The 25868-nt window shown below is 69.9% G+C and carries 23 protein-coding genes; 12 read left to right on the top strand and 11 right to left on the bottom strand.

Annotated features, from left to right (window positions below; genetic code table 11):
• Window positions 1-66: 66 nt before the first annotated feature.
• The 6 genes from ABN028_RS28095 to ABN028_RS28070 all read right to left on the bottom strand — a co-directional run bounded on the left by ABN028_RS28095 (window position 67) and on the right by ABN028_RS28070 (window position 4051).
• Entirely contained in the window at window positions 67-528 is a 462-nt protein-coding gene (locus tag ABN028_RS28095; protein WP_349698708.1) for a hypothetical protein, read from the bottom strand.
• Window positions 525-1118: a hypothetical protein gene (locus tag ABN028_RS28090; RefSeq protein WP_349326823.1), complete on the bottom strand. Its 594-nt coding sequence runs from the start codon at window positions 1116-1118 to the stop codon at window positions 525-527. Before ABN028_RS28090 ends, ABN028_RS28095 begins: the two co-directional genes overlap by 4 nt.
• A 1-nt stretch (window position 1119) precedes the next feature.
• Window positions 1120-2163: a hypothetical protein gene (locus ABN028_RS28085; protein ID WP_349326824.1), complete on the bottom strand. Its 1044-nt coding sequence runs from the start codon at window positions 2161-2163 to the stop codon at window positions 1120-1122.
• Window positions 2164-2179: 16 nt separating this feature from the next.
• Window positions 2180-2536 (bottom strand): hypothetical protein, encoded by a 357-nt coding sequence (locus ABN028_RS28080; RefSeq protein ID WP_349326825.1) that lies wholly within the window; start codon window positions 2534-2536, stop codon window positions 2180-2182.
• A 66-nt stretch (window positions 2537-2602) separates the two neighbouring features.
• Window positions 2603-3406, bottom strand: coding sequence for a YbaB/EbfC family nucleoid-associated protein (locus ABN028_RS28075; RefSeq protein ID WP_349698707.1), 804 nt, complete (start codon window positions 3404-3406; stop codon window positions 2603-2605).
• Window positions 3407-3586: 180 nt separating this feature from the next.
• Entirely contained in the window at window positions 3587-4051 is a 465-nt protein-coding gene (locus tag ABN028_RS28070; protein ID WP_349698706.1) for a hypothetical protein, read from the bottom strand.
• 243 nt (window positions 4052-4294) lie between these two features.
• On the opposite strand from ABN028_RS28070, the gene ABN028_RS28065 reads away from it, so the two are divergent.
• From ABN028_RS28065 to ABN028_RS28050, 4 genes are all read left to right on the top strand, one after another.
• Window positions 4295-5509 carry an MFS transporter gene (locus ABN028_RS28065; protein ID WP_349698705.1) on the top strand — a complete coding sequence of 405 codons (1215 nt, stop codon included), beginning with the start codon at window positions 4295-4297 and terminating at the stop codon, window positions 5507-5509.
• Between the two features lie 90 nt (window positions 5510-5599).
• Window positions 5600-7120, top strand: a complete 1521-nt coding sequence (gene guaB / locus ABN028_RS28060) for an IMP dehydrogenase (RefSeq protein ID WP_349698704.1) — start codon at window positions 5600-5602, stop codon at window positions 7118-7120.
• 58 nt (window positions 7121-7178) lie between these two features.
• A complete protein-coding gene (locus tag ABN028_RS28055; protein ID WP_349326830.1) occupies window positions 7179-8285 on the top strand; it encodes a GuaB3 family IMP dehydrogenase-related protein in 1107 nt (368 codons plus the stop codon).
• Between the two features lie 137 nt (window positions 8286-8422).
• Complete coding sequence (locus tag ABN028_RS28050; RefSeq protein WP_349326832.1) at window positions 8423-8995, top strand: class I SAM-dependent methyltransferase; 573 nt, start codon at window positions 8423-8425, stop codon at window positions 8993-8995.
• Between the two features lie 44 nt (window positions 8996-9039).
• Here ABN028_RS28050 and ABN028_RS28045 read toward each other — a convergent pair whose 3' ends face one another.
• Window positions 9040-12849: an efflux RND transporter permease subunit gene (locus ABN028_RS28045; protein WP_349698703.1), complete on the bottom strand. Its 3810-nt coding sequence runs from the start codon at window positions 12847-12849 to the stop codon at window positions 9040-9042.
• A gap of 136 nt (window positions 12850-12985) precedes the next feature.
• On the opposite strand from ABN028_RS28045, the gene ABN028_RS28040 reads away from it, so the two are divergent.
• From ABN028_RS28040 to ABN028_RS28030, 3 genes are all read left to right on the top strand, one after another.
• The gene (locus ABN028_RS28040) at window positions 12986-13516 is read left to right on the top strand and encodes a MarR family winged helix-turn-helix transcriptional regulator (protein ID WP_349326835.1); all 531 of its coding nucleotides are present in this window, start codon (window positions 12986-12988) and stop codon (window positions 13514-13516) included.
• Between the two features lie 121 nt (window positions 13517-13637).
• On the top strand, window positions 13638-15206 hold the full coding sequence (locus ABN028_RS28035; protein WP_349326837.1) for a succinic semialdehyde dehydrogenase: 1569 nt from the start codon (window positions 13638-13640) through the stop codon (window positions 15204-15206).
• A gap of 70 nt (window positions 15207-15276) precedes the next feature.
• Window positions 15277-17061: a GMC family oxidoreductase N-terminal domain-containing protein gene (locus ABN028_RS28030; protein WP_349698715.1), complete on the top strand. Its 1785-nt coding sequence runs from the start codon at window positions 15277-15279 to the stop codon at window positions 17059-17061.
• A gap of 95 nt (window positions 17062-17156) precedes the next feature.
• On the opposite strand, the gene ABN028_RS28025 is transcribed toward ABN028_RS28030, so the two are convergent.
• Window positions 17157-18017 (bottom strand): glycoside hydrolase family protein, encoded by an 861-nt coding sequence (locus ABN028_RS28025; RefSeq protein ID WP_349698702.1) that lies wholly within the window; start codon window positions 18015-18017, stop codon window positions 17157-17159.
• Between the two features lie 199 nt (window positions 18018-18216).
• On the opposite strand from ABN028_RS28025, the gene ABN028_RS28020 reads away from it, so the two are divergent.
• The gene (locus tag ABN028_RS28020) at window positions 18217-19188 is read left to right on the top strand and encodes a helix-turn-helix domain-containing protein (protein ID WP_349698701.1); all 972 of its coding nucleotides are present in this window, start codon (window positions 18217-18219) and stop codon (window positions 19186-19188) included.
• 20 nt (window positions 19189-19208) lie between these two features.
• Here ABN028_RS28020 and ABN028_RS28015 read toward each other — a convergent pair whose 3' ends face one another.
• Complete coding sequence (locus ABN028_RS28015; protein ID WP_349326842.1) at window positions 19209-19766, bottom strand: hypothetical protein; 558 nt, start codon at window positions 19764-19766, stop codon at window positions 19209-19211.
• Between the two features lie 665 nt (window positions 19767-20431).
• Entirely contained in the window at window positions 20432-21142 is a 711-nt protein-coding gene (locus ABN028_RS28010) for a GNAT family N-acetyltransferase (RefSeq protein WP_349326844.1), read from the bottom strand.
• On the opposite strand from ABN028_RS28010, the gene ABN028_RS28005 reads away from it, so the two are divergent.
• The 4 genes from ABN028_RS28005 (at window position 21141) to ABN028_RS27990 (ending at window position 25212) form a co-directional block, all read left to right on the top strand.
• A complete protein-coding gene (locus tag ABN028_RS28005; RefSeq protein ID WP_349698700.1) occupies window positions 21141-21275 on the top strand; it encodes a hypothetical protein in 135 nt (44 codons plus the stop codon). The genes ABN028_RS28010 and ABN028_RS28005 overlap by 2 nt on opposite strands.
• An 86-nt stretch (window positions 21276-21361) precedes the next feature.
• The gene (gene guaA / locus ABN028_RS28000; protein WP_349698714.1) at window positions 21362-22936 is read left to right on the top strand and encodes a glutamine-hydrolyzing GMP synthase; all 1575 of its coding nucleotides are present in this window, start codon (window positions 21362-21364) and stop codon (window positions 22934-22936) included.
• Window positions 22937-23022: 86 nt separating this feature from the next.
• Window positions 23023-24123, top strand: a complete 1101-nt coding sequence (locus tag ABN028_RS27995) for a zinc-dependent alcohol dehydrogenase family protein (protein ID WP_349326847.1) — start codon at window positions 23023-23025, stop codon at window positions 24121-24123.
• Window positions 24124-24186: 63 nt separating this feature from the next.
• On the top strand, window positions 24187-25212 hold the full coding sequence (locus ABN028_RS27990) for a glutathione S-transferase family protein (RefSeq protein WP_349698699.1): 1026 nt from the start codon (window positions 24187-24189) through the stop codon (window positions 25210-25212).
• A 168-nt stretch (window positions 25213-25380) separates the two neighbouring features.
• Here ABN028_RS27990 and ABN028_RS27985 read toward each other — a convergent pair whose 3' ends face one another.
• Window positions 25381-25608, bottom strand: coding sequence for a PspC domain-containing protein (locus ABN028_RS27985; protein ID WP_349698698.1), 228 nt, complete (start codon window positions 25606-25608; stop codon window positions 25381-25383).
• Between the last annotated feature and the right edge of the window lie 260 nt (window positions 25609-25868).

Genomic DNA, 25868 nt, shown 5'->3' with positions numbered 1-25868 from the left:
GAAGTACAGAAGGGGCCTCTCCTGCGCGGAGGGGCCCCTTCTCCGTTGACTGGTTGAGGTTCAGCGTCAGGGCGCCGGACGAGACTTGAGGGCGCGAACCTTCACGGTGGCGGTCGTCTCCCGGACGGGACCACCGAGAATGTCGTCGGCCTTGTCCTTGTGGAACGCAATATCGGCGTGGTACTTGATCCGGGCGATCTGGCCGGCCGCGATCTCGACCCTGCGCTCGGCGAAGCCAGGCGTTCCGAATCGCACGGTGTGCGGCCCGGCGGGCAGCGGGTACGCCCAGACCGACCAGCTGGCCCGGCGTTCGTTGCCGTCGATGGTGATCGTCGGCGGGTCGACCCAGGTGCCCCAGTTGGGACTCTCCGCGATGAGTGTGCCGTTCTCCTCCACGGCGATCAGGCTGTCGAAGTCGAACGTGACCTCGACCGCGCCCCACCCCTGCGGCAGGTCAGGGTAGGACGACCCGCGCTTCTGGTCGACGAGTACCGCGGGCGGCGTCGGTTCGGTCGGCGGCAGCGTCATCGCGTCCCCTTCCGCTTCTGTGACCGCTTGGGTCGTTGGCTGCCCTTCCAGCCCGAATAGCCGACCCACATCCCGTAGAGACCCAGGAGTGCGCCGAGTGCGCCCACCGCCGGTACGCCTCCGTACCACGTGATGCCGACGAAGAAGACGATCCAGACCACCGAGACGACCCCGATCGCCAAGGACATCCATGCCTGGAAGGCGTGCCCAGGGGTCCTCGCTGGCGACCGTTTGCCATCCTGTTGGCGACCACGGGTCGGTTTCAGGACGGGGGAGTACTCGAACTCGGTGACCTGGCCCTCAGCGATCGTCAGCTGTGTGGTTTGGCGCGGCCGACCCTCCTGCACCTCGATCAACCGTTCTCCCGCCGGAACGACGATGAGGGCACGACCGAAGCCATGCGTCGCGGGCTTCCCGTCGACACCGATGATCGGCAGAGCGGCGTTCTGTTCCGAGCGTGGGCACCAGGCTTCGATCGCGACGGCGCCATGACCTGCCGGAAGCAGGAGTTGGTCATCGGAGTTCGGTGCCCGCACGTCGTAAGGCGTTCCCGGGTAGGTGGTCAGAACGTCGTCAGGAGCGGCGCTCACGTCATTCACCACCAAGCTTGCGTTCGATGTCCTCGTCGGACTGACGGTCGTCGCTCAACACCCAGTCGGTGACATTGTCGCCAGCTTGGGTGGTCCCGCCCGCAATGCCGCCCCAGCTGCCAGGGCTCGAGGGGCTGAAGACCCTGTTCCCGTCGGTGGCGAAGTCCCTGACGACGTCGCCGGCGCTCTTGTAGCCGGCGTACCGGCCGCCATCTCTCTTCTGGAACTTCCGGAGGGCGTTCTCCATGCCGGACTGCCTGAGCTTGTAGAGGATGTTCTTGAGCTTGAAGAGGATCTGGTTGACCTTTGCGATGAACCTTGTCGCCCGGCTGCCGGTCGACGCCGCCCGGACGGCCGTCGCTGTCCCGGCCGCTGCGGTCGAGGCGCCGAACGTGACCGGCGCAGAGGCCAGCGCCGGAATCCAGACCATGATCAGCCACTCGACGAAGTCGGCGATCAGGCCGAGGACGAAGTTGTAGGCGAGCTCCATGAGCATCTTGGCGACACCCATGATCGCCTGGATCAGCTTGACGTCGTTGGCGACGCCCAGCACGCCGTCGGCGAAGTCGTTGAGCTTGGTCTTGGCGGCATTGGCGGCTTCACCTTCCCAGGTCACCAGTCCGGCATTGGCGGCGTCGCGAACCTCGCCGGAGAGGGGCACGAGGGCGTTCTGGACGCGGGCCCACTTGGCCATGTCCGCGTCCATGCGCTCGGGGTTGCCGGTGACATAGCCGATCGCGTCCTGCAGCGGCTGAATCCAGTCGATGAGGAACCCGAGGCCCTGGCTGATCAGCCAGTTCAGCGGGTCGGCGCCGATCGCCATGACGCTGCCCGCCATGCCCGCGACCGACCCGCCGATGCTGGCGACTTCGGACCAGTTGGCGCCTGGGTCGTCGAGGAACTTGTCCCCGGACTTCCAGATGCCCACTCCCTGGCCGGCGAAGGGGATCTTGTCCACCTGGTTGTTGTCGAGCCGCCAGGTGCCGGTGTCTGCGTTGGCGCCCGTGTCGTTGGTGACGTCGCTGTCGGTGTCGTTCGTCGTCATCTCGCGCCCACTATCCTCAGAATCCTGGCATGCCGGTGTCGTCGAGCGCGCCCTCGAGTTGCGTGAGAGCCTGGGTGATGCCGTCCTCGGTGGCTCTGTATGTCTTCCCTGCGGCGTCGACGCGCAGGACGTTGTCCTGCAGCGACTCGCCCATCATCTTCAGGTGTTCGAGGGTGTCCTCACCAGCGACCTTCCAGTAGAGGAAGGCCGCCCCGGTGATCATGCCGACCAGGCCCCAGACCTTCATCTCCGGCGCTGTGTCGCTCGCCAGTTGCATGATGCCCGCGGCGTTCTTGTTGAGCCCTTCCAACTTCTGCTTGACCTCGGCGATTTCCGCGGCGCTGTATTCCGCGCCTCCGCCTCCGCCACCCATGCCCATTCACCGCCAGTTCTCGTCGGTTCCAGCCGTCCGACGTTGCCAGTCGGCTGGTGGTCGCCTTCACTGCGTGTCGTCGTCGGGTTGGTATCGCTCGACCAGGCCGCGCATGTCCATCTGCGAACCCACGTACGCCTGCGCAATACCGGCCATTCCCAGCGCCAGGTTCGCCGTCGCTTGCTGAATGGTCGCCAGCACCATCGGCCCGACCCTGGACGGACCGTGCCGGAGGATCCTGTCGCTGATGTCGATGCGGGTCACGCCGACGCCGTTCTGCACGGTGACCTCGATCGCGCCGTCCGGAGTCGTCGCCGTCGCCGACTGGCCCGCCATCTGCTCCTGGACACCGGCGTACGCCGCCATCCGCTGCTCGGCGTCTCGTTGAAGCTTGGCGAAGCCCTCGCGGGCCGCGTGGAGTTCGTCCTCCATCCCGTGCCGACGGATGAAGTCCCACTCCTCGGGGGTGAGGTCGTCCCACCCCTCCGACTCATCGACGCCGGCCGCGAGCTCGTCGAGGCCAGGCGGATCGGGGATGGCGCTGGCCGTCGCAGCTGAGGACGGCTTGCCCAGGACGGCTGCGAGGGCGTCCTCCGCCATCGGACCCCACTCGCGCGCCGACGCGGACAGCTCGTCGTTGATGCGGGAGTGCGCGGCCCTGAGGGTCTCCACGATCAGCTCGCCAAGCTCCGCGGCGGTGTGTCTACGGGCCTGGTGCTGGAGTTCGATCGACGTCACCGTGTTGCCGGGCGCCACGGTGACCGTCACCGTGTGGTCGGTGGAGGGGTGCGTGACGCTGGCACCGGCCAGGAGTTCGGCGAGCCGGTGAGCGTCGCCGGTCGTACGTGCGGATTCGGCGGGACCATTCACGGGCAGGCAGCGTAGTGCAGGACAAGTCGGGCGAATCGCCACCTGCCCTGAGAGCTGTGGATACGTGCTCGGGACGCTGTGGATAACGTTCGTGCCGAGGGCACGCTACGGCCGACGCCTGCCCGGTGTCGTGGTCATGTGGACGGCACCCCCGTGCACGGAGTCCTTGTGCGCTCCGGGTCAGGGCGTGTGCTCGGCGGCACCCTTGGCGGCTGCCGGCTTGGTCCGGGTCGACCGGGTCGCTTTCGGGCCGGCGCCGGCCGACCCGTTCGGCCTGGTGCCCTTCGTGCCGGTCGTAGCGGAGCCTGAGCCGCTGGCAGGAGGCCCCGCCGACGCGAGATCCGCCCCGGCACGGTCGGTCGGAACACGGTCGGTGGGGGCGCGTTCGGTCGGAACACGGTCGGTGGGGGCGCGTTCGGTCGGAGCAGGATCCACGGCGGCAGCAGGCGCCGCGACGGGCTCCTCGGCACGGCCCCAGAACGCGGCCTGCGTCGCCTTCGCCTCGGCCACCCCACGGTCGTACGCCTGACGCGCCTCCTCCGAGTCGTCCCAGGTGTCATGCCCCTCGAACTCGGTCGGTCCCCTGCCGCCGCGCTCAGCGATCAACTGGTCCCACTCGGGTGTCGGCATCTGGTCCTGACTCATCGCTGCTCCTCGTACTGCTGGGCAGGGCACGTGGTCTCCGGCCCCGCCCGTCGCTCCGGGTCCCGTCAGTTCGGCGGCCGGTCGCACACCGGAGAGACGGCGGCCTTGTTGGACCGGCTGACAAAGGACATGCCCACCACAGGCGTACGCAACCCACGTGTACCGCCCGCATTGGCCAGCGGTCCGGTCCGCATGGTGGGCGCCCAACCCGAACAAGGCGGCGGATACGTCACCATTGGTCTGATGTCAGAACAGGTCACCCTCCGCTCATTCGGGCTAGGGGTGTACCTACCGTCGCTGCTCTACGGCGTCGGCCAGGGCGCCATGGCGCCGATCATCGCCCTCTCGGCACTCGACCTGGGCGCCTCGGTGGGGGTCGCGAGCCTCGTCGTCGCCCTCGCGGGAATCGGTCAGCTACTCGGCGACCTTCCGGCGGGTGCTCTTGCGGGCAGGATCGGCGAACGCAAGGCGATGCTCGCGGCGGCCGTCCTCCTCGTGTGCGCGCTGGTCGTCTGCATCGTCGCGACGTCGGTCTGGATGCTCGGTGTCGCCATCGGCTGCACCGGATTCGCGGGAGCGGTGTGGGGGCTCGCGCGACAGGCGTACCTCACCGAGGTCGTGCCGTTCCACCTGCGGGCACGTGCGCTGTCGACCCTGGGCGGCGTCCATCGGATCGGCATGTTCATCGGGCCGTTCCTCGGTGCGGGCACGGTGCACCTCGCCCACACCGACGGGCCGTACGGACTGCACATCGTCGCCGTGGCCGTGGCGGCCGTCGCGTTGATCACCCTTCCCGAGCCCGCGGGCCGCAACGGTGCACGGCCAGCGAAGACCCACCTGGGCACGGTCGGCATGGCCCGCGCCCACCTGCCCGTCCTGCGGACGCTCGGCGTCGGGACGGTACTCGTCGGCGCCGTCAGGGCGTCCCGGCAGGCCGTCATCCCGCTGTGGGCCGAGCACATCGGCCTCGACGCCGCCACCACCAGTTTGATCTTCGGTGCCGCCGGGGCCGTGGACATGCTGCTGTTCTATCCGGCGGGCAAGGTCATGGACCGGATCGGCCGGGCCTGGGTCGCCGTGCCCTCGATGGTGGTGCTCGGGATCGCTCACCTCCTGCTGCCGCTCACCACGACCGGAGCCGCTCTGTTCGGCGTCGCGATGATCATGGGGGTCGGCAACGGCATCGGCAGCGGGATCATCATGACGCTCGGTGCCGACCTGTCGCCCTCGGTGGGGCGTACGACATTCCTTGGTACGTGGCGACTCTGTGCCGACATCGGCTCCAGCACCGGACCGCTGATGATCGGCGCGGTAAGTGCCGCCGTGTCGCTCGGCCCCGCCGTGTTGCTCGTCGGAGGCCTGGGACTGATCGGCGCGGTGGTGATGGGGCACTGGATACCCCACTATGTGCCGTCTCCACGCCGGGTCGCCGCGTCTGGTTCGCCGCCGGCTGGTTAGCCGACCACCTGTCGTCAGACCCCGCGAGCCTGGCGACCTTCCTCCCCATCGGTCGACTAGCATGAGGAGACGTTCGCGACCGGAGGAAGCATGGACCTCACCCCCCGGCATGACGCCGGCGTCCCCGACCCTTTCGCCATGATCGGCCTCACCTACGACGACGTCCTGCTGCTGCCTGGCGCCTCCGACGTCATTCCCAGCGATATCGACACCACCAGCCGAATCTCGCGCCGGATCAGCGTCGCCATTCCGCTGCTCTCCAGCCCCATGGACACCGTGACCGAGGCCCGGATGGCGATCGCGATGGCGCGCCAGGGCGGGATCGGCGTCCTGCACCGCAACCTCTCGATCGAGGAACAAGCTCAGCAGGTCGATCTCGTCAAGCGGTCCGAGGCGGGCATGGTCGCCCAGCCGATCACGATCGGACCGGACGCGACGATCGGGGAGGCCGACGCGCTCTGCGGGCAGTACCGCATCTCCGGCGTACCCGTCGTCGCCCCCGACCAGCAACTCCTCGGGATCGTCACCAACCGCGACATGCGCTTCGAGACCGACAAGTCCCGCCTCGTCCGTGACGTGATGACCGCGATGCCGCTCGTGACCGGTCAGGTCAGGATCTCCGCACCGGAGGCGATGACGCTCCTGCGCCGGCACAAGGTCGAGAAGTTGCCGCTCGTCGACGAGGCAGGCCGCCTGCAGGGGCTCATCACCGTCAAGGACTTCGTCAAGCGCGAGCAGTTCCCCCTCGCGACCAAGGACGACGCCGGCCGGCTCCGCGTCGGCGCCGCCGTCGGCTTCTTCGGTGACGGCTGGAAGCGCGCGATGGCACTCGTCGAGGCCGGCGTGGACCTGCTCGTCGTCGACACCGCACATGGCCACACCTCCGGTGTCGTCGACATGATCCGGGCGTTGAAGGCCGAGCCGTCGGCAAGCGACGTGGACGTCATCGGCGGCAACGTCGCGACGCGCGAGGGCGCGCAGGCGATCGTCGAGGCCGGCGCTGACGGCGTACGCGTCGGCGTCGGACCCGGTTCGATCTGCACCACCCGCGTGGTGGCGGGTGTCGGCGCCCCCCAGGTCACCGCCGTCTACGAAGCGGCCGTCGTGGCCCGTCCTGCCGGCGTCCCGGTGATCGCCGACGGCGGCCTGCAGTACTCCGGCGACATCGGCAAGGCTCTCGTCGCCGGCGCCGACTCGGTGATGATCGGTTCGCTGCTGGCCGGCTGCGAGGAGAGCCCGGGCGACCTGGTGTTCATCAACGGCAAGCAGTACAAGTCGTATCGCGGCATGGGCTCGCTCGGGGCGATGAGCTCGCGCGGCAAGAACCAGTCGTACTCCAAGGACCGCTACTTCCAGGCGGACGTGGCCTCCGACGACAAGCTCGTGCCGCAGGGCATCGAGGGTCAGGTGCCGTTCCGCGGTCCGCTCTCGGCCGTCGCGCACCAGCTTGTCGGCGGGCTGCGGCACTCGATGTTCTACGTCGGTGCGAGGACGGTGCCGGAACTGCAGGAGCGTGGACGGTTTGTCCGGATCACGTCCGCCGGTCTCAAGGAGAGCCACCCGCACGACGTGCAGATGACGGTGGAGGCACCCAACTACCCGGGACGCTGAGCCGGTCCCGGGGGAGGCGGCTCGCGCGCGGCAATGAGCCGTACGAAACAATGCCGGGGTGACAGAGATCGAGATCGGCCGTGGCAAACGCGGTCGCCGGGCGTACTCCTTCGACGACATCGCGATCGTGCCGAGCCGGCGCACCCGCGATCCCGAAGAGGTGTCGACGACCTGGCAGATCGACGCGTACCAGTTCCAGATGCCGGTCGTCGCGGCGCCGATGGACTCGGTGATGTCGCCGGCGACCGCGATCGCGCTCGGCCAGCGCGGCGGCCTCGGCGTGCTCAACCTCGAAGGGTTGTGGACACGGTACGACGATCCGCAGCCCCTGCTGGGCGAGATCGTCGCGCTCGACGCGGTGTCGGCGACCCGCCGCATGCAGGAGTTGTACGCCGAACCGATCAAGCCCGACCTCATCACCGCCCGGCTGGCCGAGATCCGCGACGCAGGGGTCACGGTGGCGGGCGCCCTCTCGCCGTCGCGCACCAAGCAGCTGTGGAAGACGGTGATCGACGCGGGCGTCGACATCTTCGTGATCCGGGGGACCACCGTCTCGGCGGAGCACGTCTCGCACCAGACCGAGCCGCTCAACCTCACGCAGTTCATCTACGAGCTGGACGTCCCGGTGATCGTGGGCGGCTGTGCCACCTACAAGGCCGCGCTCTACCTCATGCGTACCGGCGCGGCCGGGGTGCTGGTCGGTTTCGGCGGCGGCGCGGCGCACACCACCCGCTCGGTGCTGGGAGTGGCGGTGCCGATGGCGTCCGCGGTCGCCGACGTCGCCGCGGCGCGGGCGGACTATCTCGACGAGTCCGGCGGCCGCTATGTGCACGTCATCGCCGACGGTTCGGTCGGGCGTTCCGGCGACATCGCGAAGGCGATCGCCTGCGGTGCGGACGCGGTGATGCTGGGTTCGCCGCTCGCGCGGGCCGAGGAGGCGCCGGGCCGCGGGTTCCACTGGGGCATGGAGGCGCACCACGGCGAGCTGCCTCGCGGCGCCCGGGTCGAGGTGGGCACGATCGGGACCCTGGAGGAGATCCTCTTCGGGCCGTCCAGGATCTCCGACGGAACCATGAACCTCGTGGGTGCCCTGCGTCGCGCGATGGCGACGACCGGCTACACCGAGGTGAAGGAGTTCCAGCGGATCGAGGTCGTCGTCCAGTGACGTAGGTCGTCGGCCGTTCCTCACGTCGATCGGCGAGCCTCGCCACCTGGTGCAGCCGGGCCGGCTGGCCGGCCACCGGCTCGCCGCGCGGCTCCCGGGATGTAGCGGCCATCCTCAGATCGGCCTAGCGTCTCCTCATGCCGATGAACTGGGCGCACCGCCGCCTGTGCAGCAGTGCGAAATGGGCGAAGGCCGTCGAGGACGAACTCCTCCCGTGGGCACTCGCCGACGTCGAGCTCGGCTCGGACGTGGTCGAGATCGGCCCTGGCTACGGCGCGAACCTGCGCGTGCTCGTGGACCGGGTGCCGAACCTCACCGCGGTCGAGGTCGATGCCGACACGGCGCGACTACTCGAGCGGGAGTACGGAGACCGGGCGCGGATCGTGCACGCTGACGGGGCCGCTATGCCACTCCCGGACGAGGCATACTCGGCGGTGGTGTGCTTCACGATGCTGCACCACGTGCCGACCGAGGCCCAGCAGGACCGGATCTTCGCCGAGGCGTTCCGGGTGCTGCGTCCTGGCGGCGTCCTCGCCGGCTGCGACAGTCAGCCCAGCCTGCGCTTCCGTCTCCTGCACATCGGCGACACCATGAACACCCTGGCTCCGGACCTGCTGCCGGCCCGACTGACCGCGGCCGGATTCACCGACGTGGTCGTGGACCTCGCCCCGCGGGGAGACGGCGTGCGCTTCCGCGGTCGCCGTCCCTGACCGGTCCGCGCCGCAGCGCTGATCAGGCGGGTCTCAGCCCTACCTCAGCGCTCGTCCGAGGACGTGGGAGCGGTCGTCGGCGACGGGTCGGTGGTGTCCTCGTCCCGTACGGCGCGGACGAAGACCTCGACCTGGACGACGCCCAGAGGCGTGGCCACCGAACTGGTCGCCGACGCGGGCGCCGCGCCATCCGCGGGACCGCCGAGCGGGAGCTGCGCGGTCGCGGTGGGCCGGGTGGTTCCGGCAGGCTGAGGTGATCCGGTCGGTGGAGCCGTTCCGATCGGCGACCTCTCCTGCGTACCCAGGGGCCATCCGGAGGGTGGAGCGTCGCTCGGGTGGATGCCGTTGCCGGCGTCCTGAGCGGGGCGAGCGGTAGCGGCGCGGTGAGCGGCGATACCGGCCGGCAACGGTTGGCCAGGCGCCTTCGTGTCCGGTCCGTCGGGAGACCCCCGTCCGGGCTCTCCCGGTCCGCTGCCTCCCGGTCCGCTGCCTGCCGATCCGCTCCCCGCCCGGCCGGTCTGCGTGGTGCTCGCGGGCACCTCGCCGCTGTCGCCGGCCCTCGCCCGCGCCCGCCTCCGGCGAGCCTCGCGGCGCAGTGCCCGGCGCTCCTTGTAGCCCTCCACGATCGTGTAGAGCGTGGGCACCAGGACCAGGGTGAGCAGCGTCGAGCTGATCAACCCGCCGATCACCACGAGCGCGAGCGGTCGGGAGATGAACACCCCGCCACCGGTCAGCCCGAGCGACATCGGGACCAGCGCGCAGATGGTCGCCAGTGCCGTCATCAGGATCGGTCGCAGCCGTCGCCGTCCACCCTCGATCACGGCGTCGCGCACGCTCATGCCGGGCTGGGGTTCCCCGCCTTCGGGTGCCGGCCTCGGGTTCCGGTACTGGTTGATGAGGTCGATCAGCACGATCGCGTTGGTGACCACGATCCCCACCAGCATGAGCAGACCGATGAGGGCGGGTACCCCGAGTGCGGTGTCGGTCAGCAGCAGCGCACCCAGGGCGCCGGTCGCCGCGAACGGTACCGACACCAGCAGGATCAGCGGCTGCACGATGCTGCGGAACGTCGCCACCATGACCATGAACACGATCGCGATCGCCGCCAGGAGTGCTATTCCCAGCTGCGCGAAAGCCTCGCCCTGGTCGGCGCTGACCCCGCCGAGCCGGTACGACGCACCGGCGGGAAGGTCCAGCTTGTCCAACGCCGCCCGCAGGTCGGTGGTGACCTTGCCGACGTCGGACCCGGTGGGCGTGGCGCTCACGGTGGCGCTGCGTTCGCCGTCGATCCGGGTGAGCTGCGCCGGGCGGTCCACCTCGGAGACGGTGGCCACGTCGTCCAGTCGTACGGACGAACCCATCGGCGTCTGGACCCGCAGCGCCCGCAGTTCGCGCAGCGTCTCAGGCTCGGCCCCGGTGTAGAGCAGCACGTCGTGGGAGGTGGAGTCCAGTAGGACCGTGCCGGCCCGCTGTCCCTCGAACGCCTGGCGGACGGCCTGCCCGACCTGAGCGTCGGACAACCCGAGGGCGGCGGCCTCTGCGCGGTCGACGTCGACCTGGACGGTGGGGACGTCGACGCCGAGATTGTTCGTGGCGTCCGTGGTCCCGGCGACCTCCTGGACGGCCCGCTGGACCTGTGCCGCCGCCGACTCCAGCACCGCACTGTTCGGCGCGGTGACGATCACCTCGATGTCGGTTGCCCCGAAACCACCGGACTGCTGCTCCTGAAGCGTGATCGTGCCCGCACCCTCGACGCGCGCGAGCTTGCGGCGGATCTCGTCGCCGAGGGCCGCCTGGTCGAAGCTGCCGTCCGTGGCGAGCCAGAACGTCGCCTCGTTCGTCCCGCCGCCTGCTGAGAATCCGGCGAACTCGGCCGATCCGATCGTCGCTTGGTAGGACTCGATGCCGTCGATGTCGGCAAGGACGTCCTCGACCTTCTCCGCCGCCTCGTCGGTACGCGCCAACGACGTCGACACCGGCATGACCTGCGTCACCGTCATCGTGTTGTCGCCGCTGTCGTCGAGGAAGTTGGTCTTGAGCAGAGGGGTCGCGGCGATCGTGCCCGCGAAGATGGCGATACCGGCGATGACCGTGGTGATGCGGTGCCGGGTCGTCCAGCTGATGATCGGCACGTAGACGCGTTGCAGCGGGTTGCGGCGTTCCTTGGCGACCGCCTCGGCGCGGACGCGTTCCTCGTCGCCGGGGCGTACGACCGGGCGTCGCAGGAACCAGTACGCCAGCACCGGGATGATCGTCAGCGACACGAGCAGCGACGCCAGCAGGGCGATGGTGACGGTCATGCCGAACGGCCGGAACAGCTCGCCGACCTGTCCGCCCACGAACGCGATCGGCAGGAAGACCCCGACGGTCGTGAGCGTCGACGCCGTGACCGCGCCGGCCACCTCGCGGACGCCGTTCATGATCGCCTGCTGCTTGCGTTCGCCGTAGGCCAGGTGTCGCTTGATGTTCTCCAGCACGACGATCGAGTCGTCGACGACGCGTCCGACGGCGACGGTGAGCGCCCCGAGGGTGAAGATGTTGAGGGAGTAGCCGCCGGTGTACAACCCGATCATCGCGACCAGCACCGAGAACGGGATCGAGACCGCGGTGACGAGGGTCGAACGCAGCGACAGCAGGAACACGAGGATCACCAGGACGGCGAAGAACAGTCCGGCCGCGCCTTCGGTCGTGAGGCCCTCCACGGACTCCTCGATGAACGGCGCCTGGTCGAAGACGACCGTCAGCTCGGCGTCGTCGCCCAGCTGGTCGCGGAGGTCGTCGAGCTTGTCCTGGACGGCGTGGGAGACCGTCACGGTGTTGCCGTCGTCGGCGACCTTGGTGACGGAGATGCCAAGCGTCGCCCGGCCGTTCGTCCGCGTGATCGAGCTCGTCTCGGCCAGCTCCTCCTCGACGTCGGCGACGTCGGCGAGGGTGACGGGCTCCGGTGCCGCGGGTGGGGCCGCCTGGGCGGCTGCACCACTCTGAGCCGACGCACCCGCGCCTGGGGCGGCTCCAGTCCCCTGGCCAGTTCCGCCAGGCGCGCCTGCCGCACCCTCACCATCGCCAGAGCCGGCGCCAGAACCTGCCCCAGACCCTGTCCCAGAACCCGCACCGGTGGGAACGATCGGAACGTCGCCGAGATCCTCGACCGAGGTGAACGGCGCACCGACCTCGATCGTCAGCGACCTGTCGCCGGTGCCCATCTCCCCACCGGGAACGCTGAGGCCGTTGGCCTGCAGTGCGCTGAGTACGCCCTGGACACTCACCCCGGCATCGGCGAGCTTCTCGTCGTCGAGGGTGATCGCCACCTGCTCCTCGCGGACGCCGGTGACCTCGACATCACGGACCTCGGGGATGTTCTCCAGGTCCGGGAGCACCCGCTCCTCCAGCCGGTCGGCGAGGACCTGCACGCCCTCGCTCGAACTGACGGCGAGCATGACGACGGGGAAGTCGTCGAAGCCGCCGGCCTGCACGGCCGGGTCCACGTCGTCCGGCAGTTGGCTCGACAGCCGGTTGATCGACTGCTGGACGTCCTGGACGGCCGCGTCGATGTCCGTGCCGTAGGTGAACTCCGCCTGCACCATCGAGAAGCCGTTGTTCGACGTCGAGGTGGTCTTGTCCAGGCCGTCCGTGCCCGCGATGGCGGTCTCGATCGGCTTGGTCACCTCGCGTTCGACGATCTCCGGCGAGGCGCCCGGATAGGTGGTGGCGATGAACGCACCCGGGATCTCGAGGGAGGGGATCAGCTCCTGTTTGAGCGAAGTGGTCGAGATGACCCCGAACCCGAGGATCGCGATCGAGATGAGGGCGATGAGGCTCCGGTTGGCGAGACTCAGCCTGGCCAGTCTGGACATGCGGGGTGCCCTTCCACTTCCAGCGTCGGTCGTCGCAGACGATACTTTGCGTCGTACGGATTATCGCCATCAGGCGGCACTTCTCAGGGTATTTCCCGGGCGGATCCTCCGCAGGGAGGAAAGGCGAGGGGGCAGCATGGGCGGCAGGGATGAGTCGATCGACCCGAGCGTCGGCAGGGACGAGCTGATCGCGCGGATCGAGCGGGCTGACGAGGATTTCCGCCGGAGCATCGTCAGGGAGGGCGCGACGGGACTCTTCTCCGTCGACCTCACCATGCAGCAGCTGCGGGTGCTCTTCATCCTCGCCGCCGCGGGTGCCCTCTCCGCGCACGAACTCGCCGAGTCACTGGGCGTCGGGCCGACCACTCTCACCGGGATCGTCGACCGGTTGGAGATCCGCGACCTCGTGTGCCGGCTGCCCGACGGCCGAGACCGCCGCGTACGCCGCATCGATCTCACCGACGCGGGCCGCCGGCTCCTGCGTGACCTGAACGAGGTGCGGCAGGAACACTTCCGGCGGCTGCTCGGCCGGCTCGACGACGAAGTCCTCACCAGCCTCGCGACCGCGATCGAGGCCCTGGCCCGGGCATGTGAGGAGGAACGCCGAGAGGATTCGGCCTCCGAGGCCTCCGCGGATCGGGCCGACGTCTCGTCGGGGCGCGGATGAGCCACTCCCTTCACCGGCGCTCTTCTGGCCCGAGTCGTCTGGGCTGGTGACCTGTCGCGCCGGCCTGGCCGCCGCGGTCGAGAACGGGGCCGACGGCCACGATCGGGAATACCCTGAACGCATGACTGCGCCGACGCAGGACCGAGCCGAACACGCTCTGGCCCCCGAGCGGGTCCGGACCCTCACCGCCCGGGTGGCCGCGACGTCGGGTGAGACCGTGAGATCGGTCACCCCGCTGAACGGCGGAACCCTGGCAGAGGTACCGGTTTCCAGCAATGCCGACATTGCGACCGCTTTCGCCCGGGCCCGCGAGGCCCAGGTGGCGTGGGCGCGGGTACCGGTCCGGGAGCGTGCCGCGCTGCTCCTCCGCCTGCACGACCTGGTGTTCCAGCGGCAGAACGACATCCTCGACATCGTCCAGTGGGAGTCGGGCAAGGCGCGGCGGCACGCGTTCGAGGAAGTGTGCGACGTCGCGATGAACGCCCGCTACTACGGCCGGATGGCCCCGCGGCTGCTCCACCCGGCGCGCCGGGCGGGCCTCTTCCCGTTGCTCACCCGTACCGTCGAACTGCACCATCCCAAAGGCGTCGTCGGTGTCATCGCACCGTGGAACTACCCCCTCACCATGGCGATCTCCGACGCCCTGCCCGCGCTGGTCGCCGGCAACGCGGTGATCACCAAGCCAGCGACCCAGACCACGCTCTGCGCGCTGGTCGGTGCCGAACTCCTGGCCGAGGCGGGCCTGCCCGCCGACCTGTGGCAGGTGGTCATCGGTGAGGGTTCCCGGGTCGGCGCCGCACTGATCGAAGAGGCTGACTTCATCTGCTTCACCGGTTCGACGCAGACCGGGCGGGAGGTCGCCCGCCGCTGCGGCGAACGCCTGATCGGCGCGACGATGGAACTCGGCGGCAAGAACCCGTTGCTCGTCCTCGACGATGCCGATCTCGACAAGGCCGCCGAGGGCGCGGTGCGCGGTTGCTTCTCCAACGCCGGCCAACTGTGCATCTCGATCGAACGCCTCTACGTCGCCGCGCCTGTCTTCGACGCGTTCTGCGAGCGTTTCGTCGCTCGGGTCCGCGACATGGTGGTCAAGGCGTCGTTCGACTTCACCGCCGACATGGGGTCGCTGATCTCCGCACAACAGTTGGCGACGGTCAGCGAGCACGTCGACGACGCGGTGAGCAAGGGCGCGGAGATCCTCGCGGGAGGCAAGGCGCGCCCCGACCTCGGTCCGTACTTCTTCGCGCCGACGGTTCTCACCGGTGTCACGCCGGACATGGCGTGCTATCGCGAGGAGACCTTCGGCCCGGTCGTCTCGGTCTACCGGGTCGGGGACGACAGGGCCGCGGTCGCCGCCGCCAACGACTCTGCGTACGGTCTCAACGCCGCCGTCTACAGCCGCGACACGCGGCGGGCGCGCGCGGTCGCCGCTCGGCTGCGGGCCGGCACGGTCAACATCAACGAGGCGTACGCGGCGGCGTGGGGAAGCATCGACGCCCCGATGGGTGGCATGGGCGACTCCGGCATGGGGCGCAGGCATGGGATCGACGGACTGTTGAAGTACACAGAACCGCAGACCATCGCCGTCCAACGGCTGCCGGTCGCTCCGCCGGGAGGCATGTCGTACGACCGGTTCGCGCGCACGATCGCCACTGGCCTTCGCACCCTGCACCGGTTCGGCCGCAGATGAGGCACCGATGAGCGGGGCCGACCGGGCTGGTGGGGTGAACGCGACTGACCGGGTGAGCGGCGCTGGCGGGATGCACGGCGCTGACCGGGTGAACGGGGCTGACCGGGTGAACGGGGCTGACCGGTACGACGTCCTCGTCATCGGCTCGGGCTTCGGCGGCAGCGTGACGGCCCTGCGGCTGACCGAGAAGGGCTACCGGGTCGGCGTGCTGGAGGCCGGCGCACGGTTCCACGAACCCGACGCCGCCGGTGGCCCGGCCGCACCACTTCCGCGGACGTCGTGGGAGCTGCGGCGGTTCCTGTTCGCGCCACGGCTCGGCTGTCTCGGCATCCAACGGATCACCCTGCTGCGCGACGTACTCGTCCTCTCCGGTGCGGGCGTCGGCGGGGGATCGCTCGTCTACGCCAACACGCTCTACGAACCGCTCGCCGAGTTCTACGACGACCCGCAGTGGCGCGGCCTCACCGACTGGCGGAGCGAGCTCGCGCCCCACTACGACCAGGCGAAGCGGATGCTCGGCGTCACGACCAATCCGACGACCACGCCGTCGGACGTCGCGATGCGCGCCGTGGCTGAGGAGATGGGGGTCGGAGAGACATTCCGTCCGACGCCGGTCGGTGTGTTCTTCGGCGCACCGGGCACTCCACCTGGCACCGAGGTCGACGACCCGTACTTCGGTGGCGCCGGGCCGCGCCGGCGGTCCTGCCTGGAGTGCGGTGAGTGCATGACCGGCTGCCGGCGCAACGCGAAGAACACCCTGACCCGCAACTACCTCTACCTCGCCGAACGCGCCGGTGCCGTCGTCCACCCGCTGACGACCGTGACCGCCGTCCGCCCGCTCGCCGCGAGTGGCTACGCCGTCGACACCGAACGCACGGGGCCGCGCGCCGGCAGGGAACGTCGTACGTTCACCGCGGACCAGGTGGTGTTCGCGGCGGGGGCACTCGGCACCCAGGAACTCCTGCACCAGATGAAGGCCGACGGCTGGTTGCCGAATCTGTCAACCAGGCTTGGCGTCCTGACGCGCACGAACTCCGAGTCGATCGTCGGGGCGGTGGCACACCACCGCGACGTCGACTACTCGCGTGGCGTCGCGATCACCTCGTCGTTCCATCCCGATGCCCACACCCACGTCGAACCCGTGCGCTACGGCAAGGGCAGCAACGCCATGGGGATGCTGCAGACCGTGCTCACCGACGGCGGTGGGCGCCGGCCGCGCTGGGCGACCTGGCTGGGCACCGTGGCGCGGAATCCCGTCGCCTGGCTGCGGACGTTCAACCTGCGGCACTGGTCCGAACGCACCATCATCGCGCTGGTGATGCAGTCTTACGACAACTCGCTGACCGTCAGCCTGCGACGTGGACCGCTGGGTCGTGGATCACGCCTCACGTCGCGGCAGGGCCACGGCCGGCCCAATCCCACCTGGCTCCCGGCCGCCAACGACGTCGTACGCCGGCTCGCCACCCGCATCGGCGGCACCCCCGGCGGCACGGTCGGGGAGGTCGCCAACATCCCGTTGACGGCGCACATCATCGGCGGCTGCGTCATCGGTGACTCGTCCGCGACAGGGGTCGTCGACGGCTACCACCGGGTGTTCGGCCATCCGGGCCTGCACGTGGTCGACGGTGCGTCGGTGTCGGCGAACCTGGGTGTCAATCCGTCCTTGACGATCACCGCGCAGGCGGAGCGGGCGATGGCGTTGTGGCCCAACCGCGGTGATGCCGACCCCCGCCCGCCGCTCGGTTCTTCCTACGTGCGCATCGAACCGGTGGCCCCCCGGCAGCCGGTGGTCCCGGCGGCCGCGCCGGGCGCTCTCCGCCGGACCGGTCCGATCGCCCCGCACCTGGTCGACTGACTGCCTGCGTGTCTGCGGCTTGTCCGCCCTCGTTCGACTGACCGCCACCACCAGTGCGATGGCGAGCACGACGCCAACATCGGCGAGCGTTCGCCTCAGCTGTGCAGTTCCGTCCGCAGCTCGTGCGCCCCGTCGCGGCGGCGGGCCTCGTAGTAGAGCCGATGACCGCCGCTCGGCAGCGCGAGGACCTCCAGATAACGCACGTCGGCGACCGGGCCGCCGTCGAGCGCCCGCAACTGCGCGCCAGTGCCGGTGGGGACCGCGAGGCCCGTACGTTCGAGCCAGTTCTCCGCAGGCGTCGCCCGTCCGTCGTAACAGGCGCGGCCGTCCGGCAGCACGGTGGTCAGCCGGGCGCCGCGCGCGTCCCACTCGCCAGGGCGGGCGGCCAGGATCGTGCCGTGGTTCCGCCAGCTGATGCCGTCGTCGGACGTGGCGTAGATCGTCGACATCCGGTCCTCGGCGCCCGGGATGTCGAGCGGGTGGCGGCAGACCCACGCCTGCCAGTCGCTTCCGTTGTGCCGGACGATCGGATCCTTGAATGCCTCCAGTGGACCTTCCATCTCGAGGCGGCGCAGACTCGCGGTGGCCAAGCCCGCCAGGTCGCGGGATTCCTGCAGCCCGATCCACCAGGCTTTGGTGCCCGGCTCGGCGCAGGAGTGGTAGAGCCGCCATCCGGTCGCGGTCCGCACCAGAGCCGCCCGCTCGACCATGGCCACGCCCAGAGCCTTTGACGTCATCTCGGTCAGGGTTTCGAATCGGACCCCGTCGTCGGAGCGGGCCAGGACGACGCGGTCGCCGGCCGCGTCCCGGACCCGGTAGGTGAGCAGCGTCGCGCCGTCGGGGTCCAGCATCGCCGTCGGCGCACCTGCCCAGCGCTGTGTGCCTTCGGCCGGGGCGGGTACGGCGACCTCGCTGGAGGCCAGACCGGGTATCGGAATTGCGGTGATGTCGTTCATGGCGCCCAGTGTCGGGCCGCGTGGGCGGCGCGGGATACTGGCTGGAACGCCGGGGGTCCGGAACATTCGGCCAACCCCGCAAGGCCTCCCGGGCAACGGCGGACGGGCAGGCAACCGGGCGATCTGGTCGAGTGTGCGCAAACTGTAGTTCTGCGGCGGAAAACCTACAGTTTGCGCACACTCGGTGAAGCGGAGCGTGATGACGAACGGTCCGAAGGTTCGCGTGGAGTCCGTCGCCGCGTTGGTCGGCTCGCGTATCGCGGGATTCGAGCTCGGCATCCTCTGTCAGGTCTTCGGCCTCGACCGGTCCGACGACGGACTGCCGGGCTACGACTTCGCCGTCTGCGGCCCGCGCCCGGGGCTGGTCCCCACGACCTCAGGCTTCGCCGTCGAGGTGTCCCACGACCTGAGCCGGGTCGCCGAGGCCGACCTCGTCGCCATCCCGGCGTGGCCGGACCTCGACGCCCCGCTGGACCCGGCCATCGCCACCGCGCTGCAGGACGCGTACGCCCGAGGTGCCATCCTGCTCTCCGTCTGCAGCGGCGCGTTCGCCCTCGCCGGCGCGGGCCTGCTCGACGGGCGCCGGGCGACGACGCACTGGCAGTTCGCCGACCGGTTGGTACGTCGGTTTCCGCGCGTACGCATCGAAAGGGACGTGCTCTACGTGACCGACGGTCCGGTCCTGACCAGCGCGGGCGCGGCGGCGGGGATCGACGCGTGCCTGCACCTCGTCAGGCGAGTGCACGGGTCAGGGACGGCGAACGCTCTCGCCCGTCGGATGGTGGTGGCCGCGCACCGTGAGGGCGGCCAGGCGCAGTACGTCGAGATGCCGCTGCCGGCCGCGCCCACGGGTGAGGGAATGGCGGAGGTCCTCGACTGGGCCGCGGAGCACCTGGACCGTGACCTGCCGGTCGCGACCCTCGCCGACCGGGCGGGGATGTCGCTCCGCAACTTCGCGCGCCGATTCCGTACGACCACGGGGACGACACCCCACCGCTGGCTGTTGGAGCAGCGCCTCCAACGCGCCGAACTCCTGCTCGAGACCTCCGACCTCACGGTCGACGTCGTGGCCGAACGGTCAGGCTTCGGCAGCGCCGACACGCTACGACACCACTTCGCCCGTCGCAGGGGTACGACTCCCCACGCGCACCGGCACGCGTTCCACGTGTAGGGCTTGCTGCCGGGCGGAGGTCAGCTGCAGGCGGAGCCCGCTCCGGTGTCCTTACCGGCGCGGACGGCGGCGGCGGAGGACAGGATGTCGTTCATCACCGAGAACAGTTCGCGATAGTGCTGGTCCTGCTCGCCGAGGTCGGACGACTGGACCTGCTGGTCGCCGATGACCAGGAACAGTTGGAGCTCGTCGGGCGTCGCAGTCGCCCACTTCTTGCCGTCGCGGCTGCGTGCCCTGGGCGCGGGAGACTCGCTGGCCTGCTGGGCGGCCGCGTCGAGCCGCTGCTTGGTCTTGGGGTTGACCGTGCAGGTCATCGGTTCCTTGCCCCGGCTCGTCAGGGTCACCGTGCCGTCAGGTTCGACGGTGAGTTTGTCGTTGAAGCCGGCGATGCCGCCGGTGCGGTGCAGGACGAGGGTGGAGGGCGACATCGCGGGTCCCGACTCGGTGGGGCTGGTGGTGGCGGTTGGCTGGGCGTCCGGTGATGTCCCCTGCTCGGTCCCGCATGCCGCCAGCGCGACGACGAGGACCCCCGTGACCGCGGCGCAGGGTAGGCCGCGTCGCAGAACCGAAAGCATCATGGTCCTGCGACGTTCCGTGGACTGGTGTGGTTCCGTAGGTCGATGATCGGCATCTTCCCTGGTCAGCGGCCGATCCGGGCGAACCGGACCGGCGGGGCGGGCAACAGGTTGCCTCCCCCGGAGGTCGTCGCTCGGCAAGGCGGGCACGACGGGCGATCATCACGCCGGGGGTGGGCGGTCACGTGGGGTGGGGCGGTCACGGTGGGGTGGGGCGGTCACGTGGGACGGTCACGCGGGGTGGGGCAGGCAGAGGCATGTGCAGGGCCCGGCTCCAGCAGGCGAGGAGCCGGGCCCTGACTAGGTCGTACGAGGCACCGCGAGGCCGCGAGCGGTTGCCGTCGTACGGACGGAAACGGGCCGGACAGGCCGACCTATGCCCCGTCGCCCTCCCAACGACTGAACTGACTGTCGAGTTACGACCCTCCCGAACAATTGTTCACCGCTTTTCCGAAGGCATCCGGTTGGACGCCATCTGAGGCGGGCTGCCGGGCTTGCGCCGGCGGCCGTTTGGATGAGGGCGCCCTGAGCCGGCGGCCTTTCGGATGAGGGCGCCCCTGCGCCAATGGGTTCGTGTGAGGGGACCTCTCATCCCGCCGAAACCTCTGGATGAGGGCTCCCCTCACACAAGGGCGTACTGATCGTCCGGACAGGCCGTGAGGGTGCTACTAGGCCAGCCAGTAGCTCTCGGCGTACTGCCGAAGGCCGAGGCGCCGGGTCACCGCCTGCGAGCTGAGGTTGTCGTACGAGGTGCTGTAGAGCGGCACCCGCCCCGAACCCTCGATCGCGAGGCGCCAGGCGTTGACGACGGCCGCTCCGAGGCCCTGGCCCCGGTGGTCGACGTGCGTGTTGACCCCGGCTTCGGCCTCCCGCTTGGTCGTGCGCGAGCTGAACCCGGCGGCCACGACCCTGCCGTCACGGACGACCGCGAAGAGCGGGCGATGGTGGTCGAGATCGGTCCGGAAGTCCTCGAACGGATGGCCGACGAACAGGTCGCGTTCTTCCCGGATCTCCACGACATCGGGGTGCGGCTCCAGAGCGGGACCGTCGAAGGCGTACGCCGGTCCGTGCCACCGGTTCGTGATCGGCCCGTCCTCCTCGACGGCGGACCTGAGGGCGGCGTAGATCTCCGGATCTCCGGTCGGATCCGACAACGGTGGAAGGTCGCGAGCGAGTCGGCGCAACTCGGCGGCGAGCGCCGGGTGGAGGTCGTGGCGAGGGTGGCAGAGGGTGCCGGCTCTGCTTCGGGCGACGAAGACCCTGGGTGCTTTCGCGGGCGCCGTCTCGTTGGTCTCGGCGAGGAGGCCGTCGCCGGTGGCACGGAAGAGCGCCCGCACATGGGCCTCGGCGAGTTGGACCGGGGACAGGCTCGCGGCCATGGCAATTCCTCCCGGATCGGGCGGACAGGGGCGTACTCGGCTGCTCCGCCGCGCCGGGCGGTTCGGGCGACTCGGCTGGTCCGCCGCGCCGGGCGGTTCGGGCAGCCGCAGGATGGGATATGTGCCCGACTAAACTCGGAGCGGTCAGATCCGGGCCAGTAAAGCAGGCCGGCACACCCACTCGCACACCCAATTGGGCACGGCCATTTCCGAAGGGTCATCGTGACCGACCACGATCTCGTTCTCGTCGTCGACTACGGCGCGCAGTACGCCCAGCTCATCGCTCGCCGGGTCCGTGAGGCCCGCGTCTATTCCGAGATCGTCCCGCACACCACGCCGGTCGCGCAGCTCCTCGCCAGGCGCCCGAAGGCGATCATCCTCTCCGGCGGGCCGCAGTCGGTCTACGTCGAGGGCGCGCCACAGGTGGACCCGGAGCTGTTCGCGGCGGGCGTACCCGCGTTCGGCATCTGCTACGGCTTCATGGCCATGGCGCAGGCGTTGGGCGGCGAGGTGGCGAAGACCGGGCGGTCGGAGTTCGGGCGCACCCTCGTCACCGCCCACGAACCCCGGACCGGCGCCCTGCTCGCCGACGCCCCCGCGCAGTTCCGGGCATGGATGTCCCACGGCGACGAGGTCGTACGCCCGCCCGCCGGCTTCACCCTCGCGGCGTCCTCGGACGGTGCGCGGGTCGCGGCGTTCGAAGACTCCGAGCGCAGGCTGGCCGGTGTGCAGTGGCACCCAGAGGTCCTGCACTCCGAGCACGGCCAGCAGGTGCTGCAGCGGTTCCTCTACGACATCGCGGGATGCCGTCCCACCTGGACGATGGTCAACATCGTCGAGGAGACCGTCGACGCCGTACGCGCCCAGATCGGCGACAAGCGGGCGATCTGTGCGATGTCCGGTGGCGTCGACTCCTCGGTCGCCGCGGCGCTGGTGCAGCGGGCCATCGGTGATCAGCTCACCTGCGTGTTCGTCGACCTCGGGCTGCTGCGCAAGGGTGAGGCCGCGCAGGTCGAAAGCGACTTCGTCGCGGCCACGGGAGTGAAGCTCAAGGTGGTCGACGCCGCCGAGCAGTTCCTCGACGCGCTCGCCGGTGTCGACGACCCCGAAGCCAAGCGCAAGATCATCGGCCGTGAGTACATCCGGGTCTTCGAGCAGGCCGCCCGCGAGGTTGTCGCCGAAGCCGGTGCCCACGGCGAGGCTGTCGACTTCCTCGTGCAGGGGACGCTCTACCCCGACGTCGTGGAGTCCGGCGGTGGCGAGGGCGCGGCGACCATCAAGTCCCACCACAACGTCGGCGGGCTCCCGGACGACCTGGAGTTCTCGCTCGTGGAGCCCTTCCGGGCGTTGTTCAAGGACGAGGTACGCCAGGTCGGCGAGCAGCTGGGCCTGCCGGCGGAGATCGTGTGGCGGCAGCCGTTCCCGGGGCCTGGCCTCGCGATCCGGGTGGTCGGCGCCGTGACGAAGGAACGACTGGAGATCCTGCGGGCGGCAGACGCGATCGCCCGCGAGGAGCTGACGGCGGCCGGGCTCGACCGCGACATCTGGCAGTTCCCGGTGGTGCTGCTGGCCGACGTCCGATCGGTGGGTGTCCAGGGTGACCAGCGGACCTACGGTCACCCCATCGTGCTGCGCCCCGTGACCAGCGAGGACGCCATGACCGCCGACTGGGCGCGTCTGCCGTACGACCTGCTCGAACGGATTTCCACCCGGATCACCAACGAGGTACGCGAGGTGAACCGCGTCGTCCTCGACATCACCAGCAAGCCGCCCGGCACCATCGAATGGGAATGACGCGGCACGGTGGGGCGTGCATCGTGCGGGATTGCGCCGTGCATGGATGACCCTCGTGGCGATCCTCGGTGGCGGGCGGGCCGAGGATGAGGGCGGTCTGGTACGACGAGTTCGGCGCGAGTCCTGAGGTTCGCGAGGTCCCCGACCCGACTCCGGGGCCTGACGACGCGGTGATCCAGGTGGCGGCCACCGGTGTGTGCCGCAGCGACTGGCACGCTTGGCAGGGACATGACCCGGACGTCGCACTTCCGCACGTCGGTGGCCACGAACTGGCCGGGACGGTGGCTGCGGTGGGTGCGTCCGTACGCCGGTGGCGGGTCGGCCAGCGGGTGACGGTTCCCTTTGTGTGCGCGTGCGGGACCTGCGCGGAGTGTGCGGCGGGGAACCAGCAGGTGTGCCGACATCAGAGCCAGCCCGGGTTCACCCACTGGGGTTCGTTCGCCGATCTGGTACGCATCGAGCATGCCGACGTCAATCTCGTCGCGCTCCCGGATTCGCTGGCGTTGGCGGTCGGTGCCTGCCTCGGCTGCCGGTTCGGCACGGCGTTCCGGGCTGTGCTTCGCCAGGGTCGGGTGACGGGCGGGGACTGGGTTGCCGTGCACGGTTGCGGCGGCGCCGGGTTGTCGGCCGTGATGATCGCTGTCGCCGCTGGCGCCCGAGTAGTAGCGGTGGACGTGTCACCGGCGGCGTTGGCTCTTGCTCGCGAACTCGGTGCGGTGGCCACCGTAGATGCCGCGAGGGACGCCGTGACGGAGGAGGACGTGGCGAGGGAGGACGTGGCGAGGGAGGGCGTGGTCGGGGAGGACGTGGCGGCCGCGGTCCGCGAGGCGACGGAGGGTGGCCCAGACGTCTCGCTCGACTGCCTCGGGATCCGCGAGACCTGTACCGCGTCGATACTTGGCCTGCGTCGCCGCGGACGCCACGTGCAGGTGGGTCTCATGCCGCTCGGACCGGCGGGGATACCCATGGACCGGGTGATCGCGTACGAGCTCGAGATCCTTGGCAGTCACGGGCTCCCGGCCCACGACTATCCCGCGATGCTCGCCCTCATCGAGGCCGGTCAGGTACGGCCCGAGCGTCTCGTCGGCCGGCGGATCGACCTGGCCGGGATACCGTCGGCGCTGGCCGCCATGGGTTCGGGAGCCCCTCAGACGCCGGGCATCACCGTCGCCCAGCTGCTGCCTTGATGCCGGCCGCGCCGCTCGCCACGCCCGCGACCTCCACGGGGAAGGGTGCGCAACACTGGACGCATGGCGGAATCCCAGGCACCACGGCAGCCCGCGAACGAACCCGCACCCGCGGGCGAACCCGTACCCGCGAACGAGTCCAGGCCCGCGACGGCGGCGCAGTTGCCGAAGGAGACCGGGAAACGCGGCGAGTTCGTACGCCAGGCCAACCGGTTCACCGACCGGGTCACCACCGATGCCTCGTCAGGATGGTCCGCCGAGCCGGACCGCTACCGCCTGGTCTGGTCCCGGGCCTGCCCGTGGGCGCACCGCGCGGTCATCGTGCGTCAGCTGCTCGGCCTTGACGACGCCATCTCGCTCGCGACCGTCGATCCGATCCGCGACGAGCGCGGCTGGCGGTTCACACGTGACGCCGGCGGCCGGGACCCGGTGCTCGACATCGAGTTCCTGGCGGAGGCGTACCACCGGACGGACCCCACGTTCGAGGGACGGGTCACTGTTCCCTGCCTGATCGACGTACCCTCCGGCACCGTCGTCACCAACGACTTCCCGCAGATCACCCTGGACTTCTCCACGCAGTGGAAGGACTTCCACCGGCCGGGGGCCCCCGACCTCTATCCGGAGGACCTGCGCGAGGAGATCGACCAGGTGGCCGCCGCCATCTACGACGACGTCAACAACGGCGTCTACAAATGCGGCTTCGCCAGTTCACAGCGGGCGTACGAAAGAGCCTTCGACACGCTCTTCGCCCGGCTCGACTGGCTCGAGGACCGGCTACGCAACCAGCGCTACCTCTGTGGTGACGGCAGCCGGTTGACCGAGGCGGACATCCGGCTCTTCACGACGCTGGTCCGCTTCGACGCCGTGTACCACAACCACTTCAGGTGCAACCGGAACAAGCTGACCGAGCAACCGGTGTTGTGGGCGTACGCCCGGGATCTGTACCAGACCCCGGGCATCGGTGAGACGGTCGACTTCGACCAGATCAAGCGGCATTACTACCTCACCCATCACCAGATCAACCCGACCGGTGTGGTGCCCAAGGGACCCGATCCCACCGGATGGACGCTCCCGCACGGACGCGGATAGGAGCGAGGCGCTGGTCGTTGCCGGGACCAGGCGTACCTCCGGCCGATGCCTCCGGCCGAAACCTCCAGCCGGTCTCCCATCCGGCGTCCGTCTGAGAACCCGTCGTCGTGGATCGGTCCTGCGTGAGCACTGCCATGGTTCTGACCACCGCCGGTACGGCGTGACCGGTCAGGCGCCTTCCTCGGGGATGATGATCCAGCCGGCCAGGTAGAGCAGCAGCCCCGCTCCACCGAAGATCACCAGCGCGACCATCCCGAGCCGGACCAGCACCGGGTCGATGCCGGCGTACTTCGCGAGACCGCCGCAGACACCGGCGACCATGCGTTCGTCCCTCGTGCGGACGAGTTTCTTGAGTGGGGGAAAGGAGTCTTTTCGCAACGGAGTCGTCTCGTTCATGGCTCAAGCCTCCTCGATCTGAGCGTGAACGGCCATCCGGAAGTGTCCTGATCACGCCCTACGGTTGTCCCCGACGCGTGTCGGGGGGCGTCGTGAGGGTTGGCGACGGTTGCGCTGCAGCGACATGGCGACGCCGACGCCCCCGGCGCCGATCAGGACGACAGGCAGCAGCCAGCCAAGGTCAGTGACACGGAGCGCGCCACTTTGGAGCAGCAACCAGCCCAGCGCGAGGCCGCAGCACACCAGGCCGGCGACGAGGG

Source organism: Actinopolymorpha sp. B17G11, from assembly GCF_040196095.1.
Classification (GTDB): Bacteria; Actinomycetota; Actinomycetes; order Propionibacteriales; family Actinopolymorphaceae; genus Thermasporomyces.
Note: the sequence above shows the minus strand (reverse complement) of the source record. Positions and strands in the feature narration are given on the sequence as shown.